The sequence below is a fragment of the Micromonospora sp. KC606 genome, from assembly GCF_004348675.1.
Taxonomy (GTDB): domain Bacteria; phylum Actinomycetota; class Actinomycetes; order Mycobacteriales; family Micromonosporaceae; genus Micromonospora.
The window spans coordinates 90,677-108,622 of the sequence record NZ_SMKN01000002.1; the positions used below are offsets into that span (position 1 = coordinate 90,677).

General features: G+C 71.1%; 17 protein-coding genes. 15 read left to right on the forward strand and 2 right to left on the reverse strand.

Translation table 11 applies throughout. From position 1 onward, the window contains the following. Nucleotides 1-76: 76 nt before the first annotated feature. A complete protein-coding gene (locus E1193_RS01390; RefSeq protein WP_132179401.1) occupies nucleotides 77-565 on the reverse strand; it encodes a nuclear transport factor 2 family protein in 489 nt (162 codons plus the stop codon). A 328-nt stretch (nucleotides 566-893) separates the two neighbouring features. Between E1193_RS01390 and E1193_RS01395 the strand changes: the two genes are divergently transcribed. From E1193_RS01395 to E1193_RS01465, 15 genes are all read left to right on the forward strand, one after another. Continuing rightward, complete coding sequence (locus tag E1193_RS01395; protein WP_132179403.1) at nucleotides 894-2,648, forward strand: biotin carboxylase N-terminal domain-containing protein; 1,755 nt, start codon at nucleotides 894-896, stop codon at nucleotides 2,646-2,648. A gap of 24 nt (nucleotides 2,649-2,672) precedes the next feature. After that, complete coding sequence (locus E1193_RS01400) at nucleotides 2,673-3,002, forward strand: TcmI family type II polyketide cyclase (protein ID WP_132179405.1); 330 nt, start codon at nucleotides 2,673-2,675, stop codon at nucleotides 3,000-3,002. Continuing rightward, nucleotides 2,999-4,270 carry a beta-ketoacyl-[acyl-carrier-protein] synthase family protein gene (locus tag E1193_RS01405; RefSeq protein ID WP_132179407.1) on the forward strand — a complete coding sequence of 424 codons (1,272 nt, stop codon included), beginning with the start codon at nucleotides 2,999-3,001 and terminating at the stop codon, nucleotides 4,268-4,270. The genes E1193_RS01400 and E1193_RS01405 overlap by 4 nt, the downstream gene beginning before the upstream one ends. After that, on the forward strand, nucleotides 4,267-5,508 hold the full coding sequence (locus tag E1193_RS01410) for a ketosynthase chain-length factor (RefSeq protein WP_132179409.1): 1,242 nt from the start codon (nucleotides 4,267-4,269) through the stop codon (nucleotides 5,506-5,508). The genes E1193_RS01405 and E1193_RS01410 overlap by 4 nt, the downstream gene beginning before the upstream one ends. 26 nt (nucleotides 5,509-5,534) lie before the next feature. Further along, nucleotides 5,535-5,792, forward strand: coding sequence for an acyl carrier protein (locus tag E1193_RS01415; RefSeq protein WP_132179411.1), 258 nt, complete (start codon nucleotides 5,535-5,537; stop codon nucleotides 5,790-5,792). 15 nt (nucleotides 5,793-5,807) lie between these two features. After that, nucleotides 5,808-6,593, forward strand: coding sequence for a 3-oxoacyl-ACP reductase FabG (gene fabG / locus E1193_RS01420; protein WP_132179413.1), 786 nt, complete (start codon nucleotides 5,808-5,810; stop codon nucleotides 6,591-6,593). Between the two features lie 26 nt (nucleotides 6,594-6,619). Next, nucleotides 6,620-7,564: an aromatase/cyclase gene (locus E1193_RS01425; RefSeq protein ID WP_132179415.1), complete on the forward strand. Its 945-nt coding sequence runs from the start codon at nucleotides 6,620-6,622 to the stop codon at nucleotides 7,562-7,564. A gap of 8 nt (nucleotides 7,565-7,572) precedes the next feature. Then, a complete protein-coding gene (locus tag E1193_RS01430; protein WP_165945563.1) occupies nucleotides 7,573-9,018 on the forward strand; it encodes an FAD-dependent monooxygenase in 1,446 nt (481 codons plus the stop codon). Beyond that, the gene (locus E1193_RS01435; RefSeq protein ID WP_132179417.1) at nucleotides 9,008-10,474 is read left to right on the forward strand and encodes an FAD-dependent monooxygenase; all 1,467 of its coding nucleotides are present in this window, start codon (nucleotides 9,008-9,010) and stop codon (nucleotides 10,472-10,474) included. The genes E1193_RS01430 and E1193_RS01435 overlap by 11 nt, the downstream gene beginning before the upstream one ends. Before the next feature lie 7 nt (nucleotides 10,475-10,481). Continuing rightward, entirely contained in the window at nucleotides 10,482-11,351 is an 870-nt protein-coding gene (locus tag E1193_RS01440) for an alpha/beta fold hydrolase (protein ID WP_132179419.1), read from the forward strand. A 1-nt stretch (nucleotide 11,352) separates the two neighbouring features. Beyond that, entirely contained in the window at nucleotides 11,353-12,894 is a 1,542-nt protein-coding gene (locus E1193_RS01445) for an acyl-CoA carboxylase subunit beta (RefSeq protein ID WP_243707206.1), read from the forward strand. A 27-nt stretch (nucleotides 12,895-12,921) separates the two neighbouring features. Further along, on the forward strand, nucleotides 12,922-13,122 hold the full coding sequence (locus E1193_RS01450; RefSeq protein ID WP_132179423.1) for an acyl-CoA carboxylase subunit epsilon: 201 nt from the start codon (nucleotides 12,922-12,924) through the stop codon (nucleotides 13,120-13,122). Between the two features lie 293 nt (nucleotides 13,123-13,415). Continuing rightward, on the forward strand, nucleotides 13,416-14,843 hold the full coding sequence (locus tag E1193_RS01455) for a family 43 glycosylhydrolase (protein WP_132179425.1): 1,428 nt from the start codon (nucleotides 13,416-13,418) through the stop codon (nucleotides 14,841-14,843). A 35-nt stretch (nucleotides 14,844-14,878) separates the two neighbouring features. Beyond that, a complete protein-coding gene (locus E1193_RS01460) occupies nucleotides 14,879-15,166 on the forward strand; it encodes a hypothetical protein (RefSeq protein WP_132179427.1) in 288 nt (95 codons plus the stop codon). A 98-nt stretch (nucleotides 15,167-15,264) separates the two neighbouring features. Continuing rightward, the gene (locus tag E1193_RS01465) at nucleotides 15,265-16,308 is read left to right on the forward strand and encodes a PrsW family glutamic-type intramembrane protease (RefSeq protein WP_243707207.1); all 1,044 of its coding nucleotides are present in this window, start codon (nucleotides 15,265-15,267) and stop codon (nucleotides 16,306-16,308) included. On the opposite strand, the gene E1193_RS01470 is transcribed toward E1193_RS01465, so the two are convergent. Then, nucleotides 16,277-17,695, reverse strand: coding sequence for a CHASE3 domain-containing protein (locus tag E1193_RS01470; protein WP_132179429.1), 1,419 nt, complete (start codon nucleotides 17,693-17,695; stop codon nucleotides 16,277-16,279). The genes E1193_RS01465 and E1193_RS01470 overlap by 32 nt on opposite strands. Nucleotides 17,696-17,946 lie beyond the last annotated feature (251 nt).

Genomic DNA, 17,946 nt, shown 5'->3' on the forward strand with positions numbered 1-17,946 from the left:
CGGACCGTATCGTACCGGAGCCACCACGGACTGTGCCCGGTTCGTGGGCGGTCTGGCCGGCCACGCCCCGGGTGGGTCACCGCGTGGCCTGGTCGGTCCTGGGTGCGCCGCCGGTCCTCGGTGGTTCGCCGGTCTTCCAGATCAGCCGGAACGACAGCGCTCGCAGCCGCCACCCCCGCATGGTCAGCGCCGCCTCGCCGTGGGCGAGCGTGCCGGTGACGAACAGCGCCTGGGACGGCAGCACCTGGGTGGAGGTCAGGTTCGCGCGTAGGACGGCCCGATCGCCGTCCAGGTCGACCACTGCCGGGGAGTTCAGGTGCTGGGTGCGGTCGAACTTCGCCAGCGCGGTGCGGTGGAACGCGGCGAGCCGGTCGATGCCCTCGTGCCGTCCGACGGGGAACTCGACCACGGCGTCGGCGGTGAACAGCGACTCCGCCCAGGCGTCGTCGAGCTGCCCGGTGTCGAGCGTGATCAGGTAGCGGTCGAGCAGGGCGGCCACCTCGATCCGGTGGACCGTCGCCGTGAGCTGCTCGCGGGTCAGGGATGTGGCGTCGACTGTGGACATGCGAGGGCTCCCTGGTGTTCGGTGGTCGATTCCACCCCGGAGGTTCGCCGACGCGGCCCGGCCGTTCAAGCCTCCGCCAGTACATATGTATCTTCCGGCGACACTCTTGACGCTCGTCTGACATTCACGCGGAGAATCTGGACGTTCGTGCGGCAGAAATGACACTCGCGTGGGGGAGCGCTAACGCGGCTGCAAGAAGCTGACCCAATCCTGCCCTGCCGTGTATTGAACGGTGTGATCGGGTCGAGAAGCATGGGCCGCGGCCGCAGCAGACAGTTTCCTCTGTCCGACGCCGCTGGAGCCGGGTGGAGAACCAGGAGGCTGAATCGTGCGCAAGGTACTCATCGCCAACCGTGGCGAAATCGCCGTCCGCATCGCCCGGGCCTGCTCCGACTCGGGCCTGGCCAGCGTCGCGGTGTACGCCGAGCCGGACCGCGACGCGCCGCACGTTCGCGCTGCCGACGAGGCGTACGCGCTCGGCGGGGACACCCCTGCCACCAGTTACCTGGCCATCGCCAAACTGCTCGACGCGGCGGCCCGGTCGGGCGCGGACGCGGTGCACCCGGGGTACGGCTTCCTGTCCGAGAACGCGGACTTCGCCCAGGCCGTGCTGGACGCCGGTCTGGTCTGGGTCGGGCCGCCGCCGCACGCCATCCGCGCGCTCGGGGACAAGGTGACCGCCCGGCAGATCGCCCAACGGGTCGGCGCGCCGCTGGTCGCGGGTACCACGAATCCGATCTCCGGGCCGGACGAGGCGGTCGCGTTCGCCCGCGAGCACGGCCTGCCGATCGCGATCAAGGCCGCCTTCGGCGGTGGCGGTCGAGGGTTGAAGGTGGCCCACTCCCTTGAGGAGATCCCGGAGCTGTTCGCCTCCGCGGTACGCGAGGCAGTCGCCGCGTTCGGGCGCGGGGAGTGCTTCGTCGAGCGGTACCTGGACCGGCCCCGACACGTGGAGACCCAGTGCCTCGCCGACCGGTACGGCCACCTGGTCGTGGTGTCCACCCGGGACTGCTCGCTGCAACGCCGGCACCAGAAGCTGGTCGAGGAGGCCCCGGCGCCGTTCCTGACCCCGCAGCAGAACGAGCGGTTGTACGCCGCCTCCAAGGCGATTCTCGCCGAGGCGGGTTACGTCGGCGCCGGTACCTGCGAGTTCCTGGTGGCGACCGACGGCACGATCTCGTTCCTGGAGGTCAACACCCGGTTGCAGGTGGAGCACCCGGTCTCCGAGGAGGTGACCGGCATCGACCTGGTCCGGGAGCAGTTCCGGATCGCGGCCGGCGAGGCGCTGGGGTACGACGACCCGCCGGTGCGCGGCCACTCGTTCGAGTTCCGGATCAACGCCGAGGACCCTGGCCGCAACTTCCTGCCCGCTCCCGGCACGGTCGGCGACATCACCACGCCGTCGCGTCCGGGCGTGCGCCTGGACTCCGGGGTGGAGCGCGGCTCGGTGATCGGCCCGGCCTGGGACTCGATGCTGGCCAAGTTGATCGTCACCGGGGTGGACCGGGAGCACGCGCTGCGCCGGGCCGGGCGGGCGTTGGCCGAGCTGACCGTCGGCGGCCTCGCGACCACGCTGCCGTTCCACCGGGCGGTGGTCACCGACCCCGCCTTCGTGGCCGAGCCGTTCGCGGTGCACACCCGCTGGATCGAGTCCGAGTTCGCCCACAAGATCCCCCCGTTCGACGGCGATCCGGACTGTCCGCGTGACGGCCGGCCCCGGGAGACCGTGGTGGTCGAGGTGGGCGGCAAGCGGATCGAGGTGTCACTGCCCCCGGATCTGGGGGTCCTGTCCGGCCGTCCGGCGGTGAGCGCGACCCGGACGCCGCGCCCCACGAACCGCAGGGCCGCGGTGGCGGTGTCCGGCGACGCGGTGACCGCACCGATGCAGGGCACCATCGTCAAGATCGCCGTCCAGGACGGTCAGACCGTGGCCGAGGGCGACCTGCTGGTCGTCCTGGAGGCAATGAAGATGGAACAAACGATCAACGCGCACAAGGCCGGCGCGATCGTCGGGCTGACCGCCGAAATTGGTCACGTGGTGACCAGCGGAACCGCTATCTGCGAGATCAAAGCCCTGTCGTAACTCCGACCGGAGAAGGGACAAGCAATGCACAGCACGTTGATCGTGGCCCGGATGGAACCCGGTTCCAGAAGCGACGTCGCCGAACTCTTCGCCAGATTCGACGAGACTGAGATGCCCCATCTCATGGGCACCCGGCGGCGCCAGTTGTTTGCGTACCGGGGGCTGTACTTCCACCTCCAGGACTTCGATTCGGACAACGGTGGGGAGCTGATCGAGAGGGCGAAGACCGACCCGCGGTTCGTCGCCATCAGCGAGGACCTGAAGCCGTACATCGAGGCGTACGACCCGAAGACCTGGCGGTCCCCGGCGGACGCGATGGCGTCCAGGTTCTACAACTGGGAAGCGTCGGAATGACCGGGCGCAGGGTTGTCATCACCGGGGTCGAGGTGCTCGCCCCGGGCGGCACCGGAACCAAGGCCTTCTGCCAGCTGCTCACCGACGGGCGCACCGCCACCCGCGGAATCACGTTCTTCGACCCCACCCCGTTCCGGTCCCGAGTGGCGGCGGAAATCGACTTCGTGCCCGAGGAACACGGGTTGAGCCCGCAGGAGACCCGGCGGATGGACCGGGCGGCGCAGTTCGCCGTGGTGGCCGCACGGGGCGCGGTCGCGGACAGCGGAATTGATCTCGACGAGTTCGATCCGTACCGGGTCGGGGTGAGCATCGGCAGCGCGGTGGGCGCCACCATGGGCCTGGACGAGGAGTACCGGGTGGTCAGCGACGGCGGCCGGCTGCACCTGGTCGACCACGAGTACGCCGTACCGCATCTCTACAACTACCTGGTGCCGAGCTCGTTCGCGGCTGAGGTGGCGTGGACGGTCGGCGCCCAGGGGCCGACCGGCGTGATCTCGACCGGCTGCACCTCGGGCATCGATTCGGTCGGCTACGCGGCCGAGCTGATCCGGGAGGGCTCGGTCGACGTCATGGTCGCCGGCTCCTCGGACGCGCCGATCTCCCCGATCACCATGGCGTGCTTCGACGCGATCAAGGCGACCACGCCCCGGCACGACGACCCCCCGTCAGCGTCCCGGCCGTTCGACGGCACCCGTAACGGGTTCGTGCTCGGTGAGGGGGCGGCGGTGTTCGTCCTCGAGGAACTGGACCGGGCGGTACGCCGCGACGCGCACATCTACGCGGAGATCGCCGGTTACGCCACCCGCAGCAACGCGTACCACATGACCGGGCTGCGGCCGGACGGCGTGGAGATGGCCGAGGCGATCCGGGTGGCGCTGGACGAGGCCCGGATGAACGTCGACGAGATCGACTACATCAACGCGCACGGCTCCGGGACCAAGCAGAACGACCGGCACGAGACCGCCGCCTTCAAGCGCAGCCTCGGCGACCACGCCTACCGGACCCCGGTCAGTTCGATCAAGTCGATGGTCGGCCACTCGCTCGGCGCGATCGGATCGATCGAGATCGCCGCGTCGATCCTGGCGATGAAACACAACGTCGTCCCGCCCACCGCCAACCTGCACACGCCGGACCCGGAATGCGATCTCGACTATGTGCCACTGCATGCCCGCGACCACGTCACCGACGCGGTGCTGACCGTCGGCAGCGGATTCGGGGGCTTCCAAAGCGCCATGGTGCTCGCCCGTCCGGACAGGAGAATGGCATGACCGCCCCCGTCGTGGTGACCGGGCTGGGCATCGCCGCCCCCAACGGCCTCGGCACCCGCGCCTACTGGGCCGCGACACGCGCCGGCAAGAGCGGGATCGGCCGGGTCACCCGGTTCACCCCGGACCGTTACCCGGCCCGGCTCGCCGGAGAGATCCCCGGATTCGTGCCCGAGGAGCACCTACCCAGCCGTCTGCTGCCACAGACCGACCGGATGACCCAGCTCGCACTCGTCGCTGCTGACTGGGCGCTGGGCGACGCGGGCATCCGGCCACAGGACATCCCGGCGTTCGACATGGGCGTGATCACAGCCAGCTTCTCCGGCGGCTTCGAGTTCGGCCAGGGCGAACTGGCGAACCTGTGGAGCAAGGGCAGCCAGTACGTCAGCGCGTACCAGTCCTTCGCCTGGTTCTACGCCGTCAACAGTGGCCAGATCTCCATCCGTAACGGGATGAAGGGCCCGAGCGGGGTGGTGGTCGCGGACCAGGCCGGCGGGCTGGACGCGGTGGCCCAGGCCCGGCGGCAGATCCGCAAGGGGACAGCCCTCGTCGTCTCCGGGGCGATCGACGCCACGATCTGCCCGTGGGGCTGGGTGGCCCTGCAGACCAGCAACCGGCTGAGCGACAGCGGGGAACCGTCGCTCGCGTACCGGCCCTTCGACGAGGGCGCCCGGGGACACGTACCCGGCGAGGGTGGCGCGATCCTGGTCCTGGAGTCGGTTGAGGCGGCGAGGGCCCGGCGCGCCCGGGTGTACGGCGAGATCGCCGGCTACGGCGCCACGTTCGATCCGCGTCCCGGCTCGGGGCGGGAACCCGCGCTGCGGGCCGCGATCGAAGTCGCGCTGGCCGACGCGGGGGTGGCTCCGGCCGAGGTGGACGTGGTCTTCGCGGACGCCGCAGCCGAGCCGCACCTGGACCGGGTGGAGGCGGAGGCGCTCACCGCGGTCTTCGGCCCGCGCGGGGTCCCGGTCACCGCGCCGAAGACGATGACCGGCCGGCTGTACTCCGGCGCCGCCCCGCTGGACCTGGCGGCGGCGTTCCTCGCCATGGAGGAGGGGCTGATTCCGCCGACGGTCAACGTCGACCTGGCCGCGGAGTACGAACTCGACCTGGTCGTGGCCGCGCCCCGGCCGGCCGAGCTGCGCACGGCGCTGGTCGTGGCCCGCGGCCACGGCGGGTTCAACTCCGCGATGCTGGTGCGTTCCGACCAGGGCGCCGGCGCCCGGCCCGACCACGAGTGACCGATCAGAGGGAAGGAGACACGCAGATGGCCGAACAGTTCACCCTCACCGACCTCATGCAGATCCTGCGGGAGGCCGCTGGCGCGGACGAGGGGGTCGACCTGGAAGCCGACATCCTCGACACCAGCTTCGAGGACCTCGGCTACGACTCGCTCGCGCTGCTGGAGGCGGGCAGCCGGATCGAACGCGAGTACGCCGTGACCCTGGGCGACTCGACCATGACCGACGTCCCCACGCCACGTGCCCTGCTCGACGTGGTCAACGCCAACCTAACCCCGGCCTGACGGAAGGAACGGATGATGACGGCACAGGAGCAGCGGGTCGCCCTGGTCACCGGCGCGACCAGCGGGATCGGGCTCGCGGTCGCCCGCCTGCTGGCCAGCCAGAACCACCAGGTGTTCATCGGTGCGCGTACCCCGGAGTCGGTGACCTCGACGGTCAAGCAGCTCCGCGAGGAAGGTCTGGACGTCGACGGCGCCCCGGTGGACGTACGGTCGACCGACGACGTCCGGGCGTTCGTCGCCGCCGCCGTCGCGCGGTTCGGCCCGATCGACGTCCTGGTCAACAATGCCGGCCGCAGCGGCGGCGGCGTGACCGCCGACATCGACGACGAGCTGTGGTCCGACGTGATCGAGACGAACCTCAACAGCGTCTTCCGGGTCACCCGCGAGGTACTCAACGCCGGCGGGATGCGGAACAAGAACCGGGGCCGCATCATCAACATCGCCTCCACGGCGGGCAAGCAGGGCGTGGTCCTCGGTGCCCCGTACTCCGCCTCCAAGCACGGCGTGGTCGGCTTCACGAAGGCCCTCGGCAACGAACTCGCCCCGACCGGCATCACGGTCAACGCGGTCTGCCCCGGGTATGTGGAGACGCCGATGGCGCAGCGGGTCCGCCAGGGGTACGCGGCCGCGTACGGCACCACCGAGGAAGCCATCCTCACCAAGTTCCAGGCGAAGATCCCGCTCGGCCGGTACTCCACCCCGCAGGAGGTCGCCGGCCTGGTCGGCTACCTGACCTCCGACACGGCCGCGTCCATCACCTCGCAGGCGCTGAACGTCTGCGGCGGTCTCGGCAACTTCTGATCCGGTACGAGTGTGAGGAGCCTGACATGTCGCAGTCGGCCCAGCGCGAGGTCGAGCACGACATCACCATCTGCGCGCCCGCGATGGAGGTGTACCGGCTGATCGCCGAGGTGGAGAACTGGCCCCAGGTGTTTCCGCCGACCATCTTCGTCGACCACGCCGAGCGTGGGGACCGCAGCGAGCGGATCCGGATCTGGGCCACCGCCAAGGGCGAGGCCAAGAACTGGACCTCCCGCCGCGAACTGGACCCGGACGCCCTGCGGATCACGTTCCGCCAGGAGGTCTCCACCCACCCGGTCGCGGCCATGGGCGGCGCCTGGTGGTTCGAGCCGGTGTCCGACACCGAGACCAAGGTGCGACTGTTCCACGACTACCGGGCGGTCGACGACGACCCGGAGCACCTGGCCTGGATCGACGAGGCGGTCGACCGCAACTCTCGGTCCGAACTGGAGTCGCTCAAGCGGATCGTCGAAACCGCCGCCACGACCGCGGAGCTGACCTTTTCCTTCACCGACACGGTGCAGATCAACGGCTCCGCGAAGGACGTGTACGACTTCATCAACGAGGCGCACCTGTGGGCCGAGCGACTGCCGCACGTCGCGGCGGTGACGCTCGCCGAGGACGCTCCGGGCCTGCAGACCCTGGAGATGGACACCCGGAGCAGCGACGGTTCGACCCACCGCACCAAGTCGTACCGGGTGACGTTCCCGCACCAGCGGATCGTCTACAAGCAGGTGACCCTGCCGGCGCTGATGACCGTGCACACCGGCATCTGGACCTTCACCGAGAACGAGCAGGGGGTGGCCGCGTCCTCGCAGCACACCGTGGTGCTGAACCCGGACAACATCACCCGCATCCTCGGGCCGGACGCCGGGGTGCCCGAGGCCCGCGAGTACGTGCGCAACGCGCTCAGCACCAACAGCCGGGCCACCCTGGGGTACGCCCGGGCCTACGCCGAGCGGAACCGCTGAGGCCGACGGTGGACACCCAGATCGTCGTCGTCGGGGCCGGTCCCGTCGGGCTGATGCTCGCCGGTGAGCTGCGCCTCGGCGGCGCCGAGGTGATCGTGCTGGAACGCCGGGACCGGCCGGCCACCGAGTCGCGGGCCTCCACCCTGCATGCCCGCACCATGGAGATCCTGGCCAGCCGGGGTCTGCGCTCGGCGTTCGGCACGCTGCCGCACGAGCCGCGCGGGCACTTCGGCGGTATCCCGATGGACCTCACCCTGCCCAGCCGGTTCCCGGGCCAGTGGAAGGTGCCGCAGACCCGGACCGAGGAACTGCTGGGGCAGTGGGCCGCCGGCCTGGGTGCGGAGGTGCGCCGGGGTTGGGAGGTACGGTCGGTCACGGACGACGGCGGGCAGGTCACGGTCGAGGCGGAGACCCCGGCCGGGGTACGCACGCTGCGGGCCGCGTACCTGGTCGCCTGCGACGGCCAGGACAGCACGGTACGGCGGCTGATCGGCGCCGAGTTCCCGGGCCGGTCCGCGACCCGGGAGATGCTGCGCGCGGACGTACGCCGCGTGGACATCCCGAACCGCCGGTTCGAACGGCTGGACCGGGGCATGGTCGTGGCCGCGCGTAATCCCGAGGGCATCACCCGGGTGATGGTCCACGAGTACGGCCGGGACGTCCCCGTCCGGTCGGCGGCGCCGGAATTCTCCGAGATCACGGACGTGTGGAAGCGGGTCACCGGGGAGGACATCAGCACCGGCGAGCCGGTATGGGTCAACGCCTTCGACGACACGAACCGGCAGCTCTCCAGGTACCGCCACGGCCGGGTGCTGTTCGCGGGCGACGCCGCCCACGTGCAGCTGCCGATCGGCGGGCAGGCCCTGAACCTTGGTCTGCAGGACGCGGTGAACCTCGGGTGGAAGCTCGCCGCCCAGGTACGGCAGACCGCGCCGGAGGGCCTGCTGGACACGTACCACGACGAGCGGCACGAGGTCGGCCGGCGGGTCCTGGCCAACATCCGCGCTCAGGCGAAACTGCTGCTGGACGACGCCTCGGTCGAGCCGCTCCGGAGCCTGCTCGCCGAGCTGGTGGCGGCCGAGCACAACCGTGCCCTGCTGGCCGGGATGATCAGCGGCCTGGACGTGCGCTACCCGGCCGGGCCGGACGACCACCCCGCGGTGGGTACCCGGGTGACCGACCTGGACCAGCGTGACGGCCGTGGCCTGCTGCTGGCCGTACCCGGTAGCCCTTTCGTCCGGCTCGCCCAACCGTGGGCGGACCGGGTCGGCACGGTGCCGCTGCCGCCGCTGTTCGCAGACGCCGCCGCCGTGCTGGTGCGTCCGGACGGCCACATCGCCTGGGCCGGCTACGCCGCGGGGGCCGCCCGTACCGCGCTGTCTCGTTGGTTCGGCCCGCCCGCGACGCGGGCGGGCGACGTCACATCTGAAGGAGGGAATTCCAGTGAACACTGACGTCATCGTCGTCGGCGCCGGACCCACCGGCCTGATGCTCGCCGGTGAGCTGCGCCTCGGCGGCGTCCAGGTCATCGTGGTGGACAAGCTGGCAGCGCCGACCGGGCAGTCCCGTGGCCTGGGCTTCACCGCCCGCACGATGGAGACCTTCGACCAGCGGGGCATCCTGCCCCTGTTCGGTCCGCTGGAGACGAGCCCACTGGGCCACTTCGGCGGCGTGCAGTTCGACTACAGCGTGCTGGAGGACGGCCACTTCGGTGCCCGGGGCATCCCGCAGTCGCAGACCGAGGCGGTGCTGGAGCAGTGGGCGACCGGCAAGGGCGTGGACATCCGCCGGAGCTGGGAACTGGTGAACCTGGTCGACGACGGGGACGGCGTACGAGCCATCCTGCGTACCCCGGACGGGGAGCAGGAGCTGCGGGCGGCGTACCTGGTCGGCTGTGACGGCGGGCAGAGCGTGGTACGAAAGCTGGCCGGGTTCGAGTTCCCGGGCACCTCGGCGACCCGGGGCATGTTCCTGGCCGACGTGGTCGGCTGCGGGCTCAAGCCCCGGTTTCTCGGCGAGAAGTTGCCGAACGGCATGGTCATGGCGGCGCCGCTGGGCCCGGGGGTGGACCGGATCATCGTGTGCGAGCACGGCACCCCGGCCGCGGATCGGACCGAGGAGACGACGTTCGCCGAGGTCGCGGACGCGTGGCAGCGGATCACGGGGGAGTCGATCCACCATGGTTCGGCCGACTGGGTGAGCTCGTTCACGGACGCCACGCGGCAGGCGAGCGAGTACCGGCGTGGCCGGGTCCTGCTCGCCGGGGACGCGGCGCATGTCCACCTGCCCGCCGGTGGGCAGGGGCTCAGCACCGGCGTGCTGGACGCGGTCAACCTGGGCTGGAAGCTGGCCGCGACGGTGCGGGGCTGGGCGCCGGAGGGTCTGCTGGACACGTACCACGGTGAACGGCACCCGGCCGGCGCCCGGCTGCTGATGAACACCCGCGCCCAGGGCATGATCTTCCTCGGTGGTGAGGAGGCGGACCCGCTGCGCGAGCTGTTCACGGAGCTGATCGCGAACGACGACAACAAGCGCCACCTCGCCGGCATCGTCAGCGGCCTGGACATCCGGTACGACGTGGGCGAGGGCGACCACCCGCTGCTCGGCTGTCGGATCCCACCCCGCCGGCTGGCCACCTCGGGCGGCGGGACCAGCACCCCGGAGCTCCTGCACGACGGCGGGGGCGTGCTGCTCGACCTGACCGACGACCCGGGCATCCGGGCGGTCGCGGCAGGCTGGTCGGACCGGGTGACGACCACGACCGCCCAGGAGACCGGGACGTCCTCGCTCGGCGGCAGCGTGCTGCTGGTCCGCCCGGACGGGTACGTCGCCTGGGCCGGGGACGACTCGAAGGAACTCGACATGGCGCTGCGCCGTTGGTTCGGCAATCCCACGGACATCGAGTCGTGAGGCCGCGATGACCACGGCCGTCGCCACCGCGGCCCAGGTCCGGCCGATCACCCTCGACGCCGCCGGGATCACCCTGTCCGCCCTGCTCGGCACACCGGTCGGGCCGCCGCGCGGGACGATCCTGGCGCTGCACGGCGCGGGGATGAGTGCCGGCTACTTCCACGGGCCGGCCGATCCGAGCATGTCCCTGCTCCGCCTCGGGGTGGCGCTGGGGATGACGGTGCTCGCGCTCGACCGGCCCGGGTACCGGCTGTCCGCAGGGCAGTTGCCGGACGGGCAGTACCTGGCCGATCAGGCCGCGACGGTGGCGGCGGCGGTGCGCGACTTCGCGCGCCGATACCCGGTCGGGCCGGGCGTGGTTGTGCTGGCGCACTCGTTCGGCGGCAAGCTGGCCCTGACGATGGCCGCCGACGGGTCGCTGCCGGACCTGCTCGGCCTGGACATCTCCGGGTGCGGGCACCGGTACGCGGTGCCGGAGGGCGATCTCCCGCGGTCGGGCACAGGCCGGACCCGGGTGGCCACCTGGGGACCGCTGCGGTTGTACCCGCCGACCACGTTCCGGTCCAGCCGGGGCGCGGTCGCGCCCATACCTCCCCGGGAGGTGCACGAGGCGGGGCGCTGGCCGGAGACGTTCGACGAGATCGCGCCAGCGGTCCGGTTACCGGTCCGCTTCACGTTCGCGGAGTACGAGCCGTGGTGGCGGCACGACCTGGAAACCCTGACCGACCTGCGGTCCCGGTTGTCGGCCGCGCCCCGAGTGAGTACCGAGCGGCAGCTACACGCGGGCCACAACATCAGCCTCGGCTGGACGGCCCGCTCCTACCACCTGCGGGTCATCGGATTCGCCGAGGAACTGATCGCTGCGAAGGGGGTATGAGGTGGACCGTCTCGCCGAACTACGGGAATTGAAGCAGCTCGTCCACGCCGGACCGGACCCGGAGGCGACGCGACGGCAGCACGCCAAGGGCAAGCTGACCGCCCGGGAACGGATCGAGCTGCTGTTGGACAAGGACTCGTTCGCGGAGGTGGAGCCGCTGCGCCGACACCGGGCCAGCGGGTTCGGCCTGGAGGCGCGGCGGCCGTACACCGACGGTGTGGTCACCGGCTGGGGCACGGTGTACGGCCGGACCGTGTTCGTCTACGCGCACGACTTCCGGATCTTCGGCGGGGCGTTGGGCGAGTCGCACGCGCAGAAGATCCACAAGATCATGGACATGGCCATCACGGCCGGCGCCCCGTTGGTGTCGCTCAACGACGGCGCGGGCGCCCGCATCCAGGAGGGGGTCGTCGCCCTCGCCGGGTACGGCGGGATCTTTCAGCGCAACACCCGGGCCTCGGGCGTGATCCCGCAGATCAGCGTCATGCTTGGCCCGTGCGCGGGGGGCGCGGCGTACTCGCCGGCCCTGACCGACTTCGTGTTCATGGTCCGGGAGACCGCCCAGATGTTCATCACCGGCCCGGACGTGGTGGCCGCGGTGACCGGCGAGCGGGTCAGCCAGAACGCGCTCGGCGGGGCGGACGTGCACGGCGAGGTCTCCGGCGTGGCCCACTTCGTGCACGACGACGAACAGGCATGCCTGGAGGATGTGCGTTTCCTGTTGTCCATGCTGCCGCTGAACAACCGGGAGACACCGCCGGCCGAGTCGACTGACGATCCGTTCGACCGGCGCTGCGAGCGGCTGGTGGACCTGGTTCCCGCGGACGGTGCCCGGCCGTACGACATGCGCGCGGTGATCGAGGAGATCAGCGACCACGGGCACTACCTGGAGGTGCACGAGAGTTGGGCGAGCAACGTGGTGGTGGCGCTGGCTCGACTGGACGGGCAGGTGGTCGGGTTCGTGGCGAACCAGCCGCAGGCCCTGGCCGGGGTGCTGGACATCCGGGCCAGCGAGAAGGCGGCCCGGTTCGTGCAGTTCTGCGACGCGTTCAACATTCCTCTGATCACGCTCCTCGATGTGCCGGGCTTCCTGCCGGGGGTGGACCAGGAGCACGGGGGCATCATCCGGCACGGCGCGAAACTGCTGTACGCGTACTGCAACGCGACCGTGCCACGGATCTCCCTGGTGTTGCGTAAGGCGTACGGCGGCGCCTACATCGTCATGGACTCGCGCAGTGTCGGCGCCGACCTGTCGTACGCCTGGCCGTCCAACGAGATCGCGGTGATGGGTGCGGAGGGCGCCGCGAACGTGATCTTCCGTCGGCAGATCGCGGCCGCCGAGGACCCGGACGCGACCTACGCCGAGCTGGTCCAGCGGTACAAGGAAGAGCTGATGCACCCGTACTACGCCGCGGAGCGGGGCCTGATCGACGACGTCATCGACCCCGCCGAGACCCGGACCGTGCTGATCCGGGCGCTGCGCATGTTGCAGACGAAGCACGCCGAGCTGCCCGCCCGAAAGCACGGCAACCCGCCCCAGTAGGCGTTCTGATCGGATCCAGGAGGCTGGATGGACACCCTGTTCCGGATCGTCGACGGCGAGCTCGCGCCGGACGAGCTCGCGGCCCTGACCCTGGTCCTGGTGGCTCGTGCGGCGAACACCAGGGCCGGTGCCGACGAACACCCGCACCGCCGGGAGCGGCAAACCCGGACCCGGTGGCGGCGCCTCGGTCCGGCTGGCGACTACCGCAGCCCGGTGAGCTGGCGCTAGGCAGGCTCGGGCGGAGGAAGGCGACATGTCGTGGCGCTCATGCCACGACCGCAGCCTCCAGCATGCCGCGGCCGAATTCCCACCCGATGGATCGATGAGGGCGCAACTCTTGACGGCCTCGGCTGTGAGCGTTAACACTCTCGTCACGCGATGGTAGTCGTATGGGGGGCCTGCGCTGTGCCCCTCGCGCGCCGGGCGATGGGAGCGGTCCTGCCGCGTTCGAACGACTGCCAGCAGTGGCAGCTGCAACCGGTATGGCGGCGAAAGCCGCCGAGCGGACAAGGAGAGCCGAGATGCGCAGACGTACCCTCATCGCGCTGCCCGTCCTCAGTGGAGCGGCAGGGCTGCTGGTCCCGGGCCGGGCGGAGGCCGCGCCCGCGGTGACGTACACCAACCCGCTGGCCGCGCAGCGCGCCGACCCCTGGGTCTACAAGCACACCGACGGCTACTACTACTTCACCGCCACGGCGCCCGAGTACGACCGGATCGTGCTGCGGCGCGCGACCACCCTGCAGGGGTTGGCCAGCGCCGCCGAGACGGTCATCTGGCGCAAGCACAGCAGCGGTGAGATGGGCGCCCACATCTGGGCGCCGGAACTGCACTTCATCGACGGCAAGTGGTACATCCACTTCGCCGCCGGCCGCACCAACGACATCTGGCGAATCCGCCCGTACGTGCTGGAGAACAGCAGCGCCAACCCGCTCACCGGCACCTGGGTCGAGAGGGGGCGGATCGCGCTGCCGCTGGACACCTTCTCGCTGGACGCCACCACGTTCGTCCACAACGGCACCCGCTACCTCTCCTGGGCGCAGAACGACCCGGCGGTGGGAAGCGGCACGAACCTCTACCTCGCGCCGATGAGCAACCCGTGGACGATCTCGGGTACGCCCGCCCGGATCGCCGTGCCGACCCACTCCTGGGAGACCATCGGTCACCGGGTCAACGAGGGGCCTGCGGTGATCATCCGCAACGGCCGGGTGTTCATGACCTTCTCGGCCAGCGCGACGGACGCCAACTACTGCCTGGGGCTGTTGACCGCCTCCACGTCGAGCAACCTGATGAACCCGGCGTCGTGGACGAAGAGCCCCCAGCCGGTGTTCCGGAGCAACGACGCCACCAGCCAGTACGGCCCCGGGCACAACTCGTTCACCGTCTCCGAGGACGGCCAGAGCGACATCCTCGTATACCACGACCGCAGCTACAAGCAGATCAACGGTGATCCGCTGAACGACCCGAACCGGCGGACCCGGATCCAGAAGTTCTACTGGAACGCCGACGGCACGCCGAACTTCGGCATCCCGGTCGCCGACGGGGTGACGCCGTACCGGTTCAGGTCGCACGACCTCCCGGACCGGTTCATCCGGCACTGGGAGTCTCGTGGACGCATCGACCAGAACGTGACCGCCCTCGCCGACTCGCAGTTCCGGATCGTGACCGGGCTCGCGGGCAGTGGCACCGTTTCGCTGGAGTCGACCAACCGCCCCGGCTACTACGTGCGGCACAGGAACTTCGAGATCTGGGTCGAGAGAAACGACGGCAGCACACTGTTCAGGAACGACGCGAGCTTCTTCCGCCGCGCCGGCCTGGCCGACTCCGCCGGTGTGAGCTTCGAGTCGCTCAACTTCGCCGGTCGGTACATCCGGCACTACGAACAGTTGCTGTACGTGCAGGCACCGAGCACCGCCACCGACCGCGCCGACGCCACCTTCCACCTCGAGTAGCCGGTCGCCGTACACCGGGCGGGCACACCGCGCCGGTGGCCGGACGGAACGAGGGCATGGCGCCCTTCCCGCATCCACGCGGAAGGGGCGCCATCGGTCCGGTGCTTTACGGCCACCTGATCGGCGCCGGCGGCGACCCGTCCCGGCTGTTCGTCGGCTACCTCATCGGCGGCGCCGTCATGGTCGTCGGCGGCATCGTCGAGATCATCTTCGGGGTTCGCGCCGAACGCCGACCGCTGGAGTCCGTGGCGCTGCCCCTGTCCGCCGTCCCCGGTGCGGCCGTGCGCCGGGCGGGGAACATCGCCACCTCGTTCTCGTCGTGACCTCACCGGGGCACGTGCGCCCGCTTATGGCTAGCCGGTACCGAGGGATGCCGGTTGGCGGCGATGGCAGGGGCCGTCCCCGGTGACACGCTCGCGGCATGAGCATCGATCACGCCGCCCGGCACGACGCGGCGGCGCGGAGGGAGGACGAGATGACGATGGTGTCGCCGCCGGCGATCGGGCCGACCATCAACCCCGGCAGCGACGCCGGCCCCGGACCGCGACTCCGGCGCCGGCTGCCGAGTTGGGCGCGCGTCTTTCTGACCGGTCTGGTGTTGTGGGTGGTGGCGGTGCCGGTCACCTTCGCCACCGGCAACATCAATCTCATTCCGACGATCATCCTGTTGGGCAGTTTCCTCGTTCCGGTCACGTTCGTGGTGTACGCCTTCGGGCGGGCCGACGGCGTGGTGACGGCGCAGCGCGTCTTCGTCGCCTTTCTCTGCGGCGGCGTGCTCGGCGTGCTGGGCGCCTCGATCCTGGAGGCGGCGCTGCTGCGGCAGCCGTCCGGGTGGGGCTACGTCGGCGTCGGTCTGATCGAGGAGGCGGTCAAGCTCGCGGCACTGTGGCTGCTGGCCCGGCGTCTGCCCAGGTACACGGCGCGGGACGGGATGGTGCTCGGCGCCTCGGTGGGCCTGGGATTCGCCGCGCTGGAGAGTGCCGGCTACGCCTTCACCGCCCTGTTCACCGACCAGGGCAGCCTGTCACTGCTCAACGTGGTGGAGACCGAAGCCCTGCGGGCGGTCCTGGCGCCGTTCGGGCACGGGCTGTGGACGGCGATCCTGGGCGGTGCCCTGTTCGCGACCGCGGCGCGGTCGCGCCACGGCCGGCCGAGGCTGCGCGGCTCGCTGCTCGGCTGGTATCTGCTGATGGCCCTGCTGCACATGTTCTGGGACGCGTCCAGCGGAATCGCCGTGCTCCTGACCCTGCTGCTCACCGGTACGCCGACGCAGTGGACGCTGGTCTCACTCGGCGCGGCGCCCGGGGTGACCGCCGCCCAGGTGCACACATACACCGCGATCAGTTGGGCGTTGCTCGCGCTGGACGCGGGGGTCGGAGTCCTGATCCTGCTGGCACGCTGGCGCAGGACGTCGTCGCCGGCCCCGCGACCGGTCACCCTGGCCAGGAACGCGGCGCGGTGGTGACCTCCCCGCCGGTGACAGGGAGGTCGACGACCAGCGTGGTGCCCGCCCCGACGGGGCTGGTGACCGACAGGGTGCCGTCCAGCGCGTGCACCCGGTCGGCCAGCCCGAGCAGGCCCGAACCCCGGCCGGGGTCGGCGCCACCGGTGCCGTCGTCGCGCACCGACAGGCGCAACCGACCGTCGGCGTGCCGTGCCTCGACCTCGACGACGCTGGCGTGGGCGTGCTTGGCGGCGTTGGCGAGCGCCTCGGACACGACGAAGTACGCCGCGACCTCGACCTGCTCGGGCAGCCGTGTCGGTACGTCGACAGTCAGCTCGACCGGGATCGCCGACCGCCGGGCGAGCGCCTTCAGCGCCGGCCGCAGGCCGCCCTCCGACAGGATCGCCGGATGGATGCCACGGGACAGTTCCCGCAGCTCGTCCAGGGCGTCGGACAGCCCGTCGACCGCCCGGGACAACTGCTCCCGCAATTCCGTCGAGCCCGGCGGGACGGCGGCCTCGGCGGCACGTAGTGCCAGGATCAGCGACACCAGCCGCTGCTGGGTGCCGTCGTGCAGATCACGCTCGATGCGGCGTCGCGCCTGGTCGCCCGCGGCCACTACCCGCGCCCGGGACGCGGCGAGCGCGTCGCGGCCCTGTTCCAGCGAGCCCGCCATCGCGTTGAAGGAGCGCTGTAACACGCCGACCTCGCCGGCCCCCCGCTCGGGCAGGCGGCTGCCCAGGTCGCCGGCGGCCAGCCGGCCCGCCGCGGCGGCCACCTGACGGACCGGCGCGACGATGACCCGGTGCAGGTAGCTCGCGAACACGACGACGAACAGCACCGAGCAGGCCAGGCCGCCGGACGCGGCGAACACGGCCCGGTTGGCCGCCGCCTCGGAGCCCTGCTGCCGCGCCTCGGCGAGGCGGCGTTCGGTGGCCAGGAACTGGTCGAACTCTGCTCGCATGGCGTCGACGCGCCGCCTACCCTCCTCGACCTCCGGCAGGGTCCGCACCGCCGCCGGGTCCCGCCGCGCCTGCGCGATCAGGGGCACCGAGTAGTCGCGCAGGTACGAACCACCCTCCGCCGCGATCCGCTGGGCTCTGGCCTGCTGCTCCGGGTTGTCCGTGACGAGCTGTTCGAGGGTACGGGCCTCGTCGCCGAACGAGGACCGGGCCGCCTTCCACGGCTGTAGGAACTCCTCCCGGCCGGTGAGCAGGTAGCCGCGCTGGCCCGTCTCCATGTCGACGACGAGCCGCTCCAGGTGATTGGCCGCCACCAGGACCTCCTGCGAACGCAGGGCGCGGCGGTCGTCGGCCCGTAGCTGCATGACCGAGGTCAGAAGAACGGCGGACGCGCTGCCGACCACCAGCGCCAGCAGACCGCTGGCCACCACCGTGCGCCCCGTCAACCCGCCCCACACGTCAGGCCCCGGTGCGCGGGCCCGCCGCCGGTCCGGCGCTGGTGGTCGGCACGGTGCCGCCGCCGGCCCGGCGCTGGCGGTCGGCCCAGGTCAGGGTTCTCACAGGCCGTACGCTAGCCGGATAATCCGGTCATGACGAGTGTGCGGGTGTTGCTGGCCGACGATGATGTCCTGCTGCGGGAAGGGCTGGCCAGCCTGTTGCAGCGGGCCGGTCACGAGGTGGTGGGGCAGGCGGGGGA

Excerpts from the sequence above, each read along its gene's own strand:
- E1193_RS01390 (WP_132179401.1), bottom strand. The coding sequence starts at position 565 with ATGTCCACAGTCGACGCCACATCCCTGACCCGCGAGCAGCTCACGGCG.
- E1193_RS01400 (WP_132179405.1), top strand. The coding sequence starts at position 2,673 with ATGCACAGCACGTTGATCGTGGCCCGGATGGAACCCGGTTCCAGAAGC.
- E1193_RS01405 (WP_132179407.1), top strand. The coding sequence starts at position 2,999 with ATGACCGGGCGCAGGGTTGTCATCACCGGGGTCGAGGTGCTCGCCCCG.
- E1193_RS01410 (WP_132179409.1), top strand. The coding sequence starts at position 4,267 with ATGACCGCCCCCGTCGTGGTGACCGGGCTGGGCATCGCCGCCCCCAAC.
- E1193_RS01415 (WP_132179411.1), top strand. The coding sequence starts at position 5,535 with ATGGCCGAACAGTTCACCCTCACCGACCTCATGCAGATCCTGCGGGAG.
- fabG (WP_132179413.1), top strand. The coding sequence starts at position 5,808 with ATGACGGCACAGGAGCAGCGGGTCGCCCTGGTCACCGGCGCGACCAGC.
- E1193_RS01425 (WP_132179415.1), top strand. The coding sequence starts at position 6,620 with ATGTCGCAGTCGGCCCAGCGCGAGGTCGAGCACGACATCACCATCTGC.
- E1193_RS01440 (WP_132179419.1), top strand. The coding sequence starts at position 10,482 with ATGACCACGGCCGTCGCCACCGCGGCCCAGGTCCGGCCGATCACCCTC.
- E1193_RS01450 (WP_132179423.1), top strand. The coding sequence starts at position 12,922 with ATGGACACCCTGTTCCGGATCGTCGACGGCGAGCTCGCGCCGGACGAG.
- E1193_RS01455 (WP_132179425.1), top strand. The coding sequence starts at position 13,416 with ATGCGCAGACGTACCCTCATCGCGCTGCCCGTCCTCAGTGGAGCGGCA.
- E1193_RS01465 (WP_243707207.1), top strand. The coding sequence starts at position 15,265 with ATGAGCATCGATCACGCCGCCCGGCACGACGCGGCGGCGCGGAGGGAG.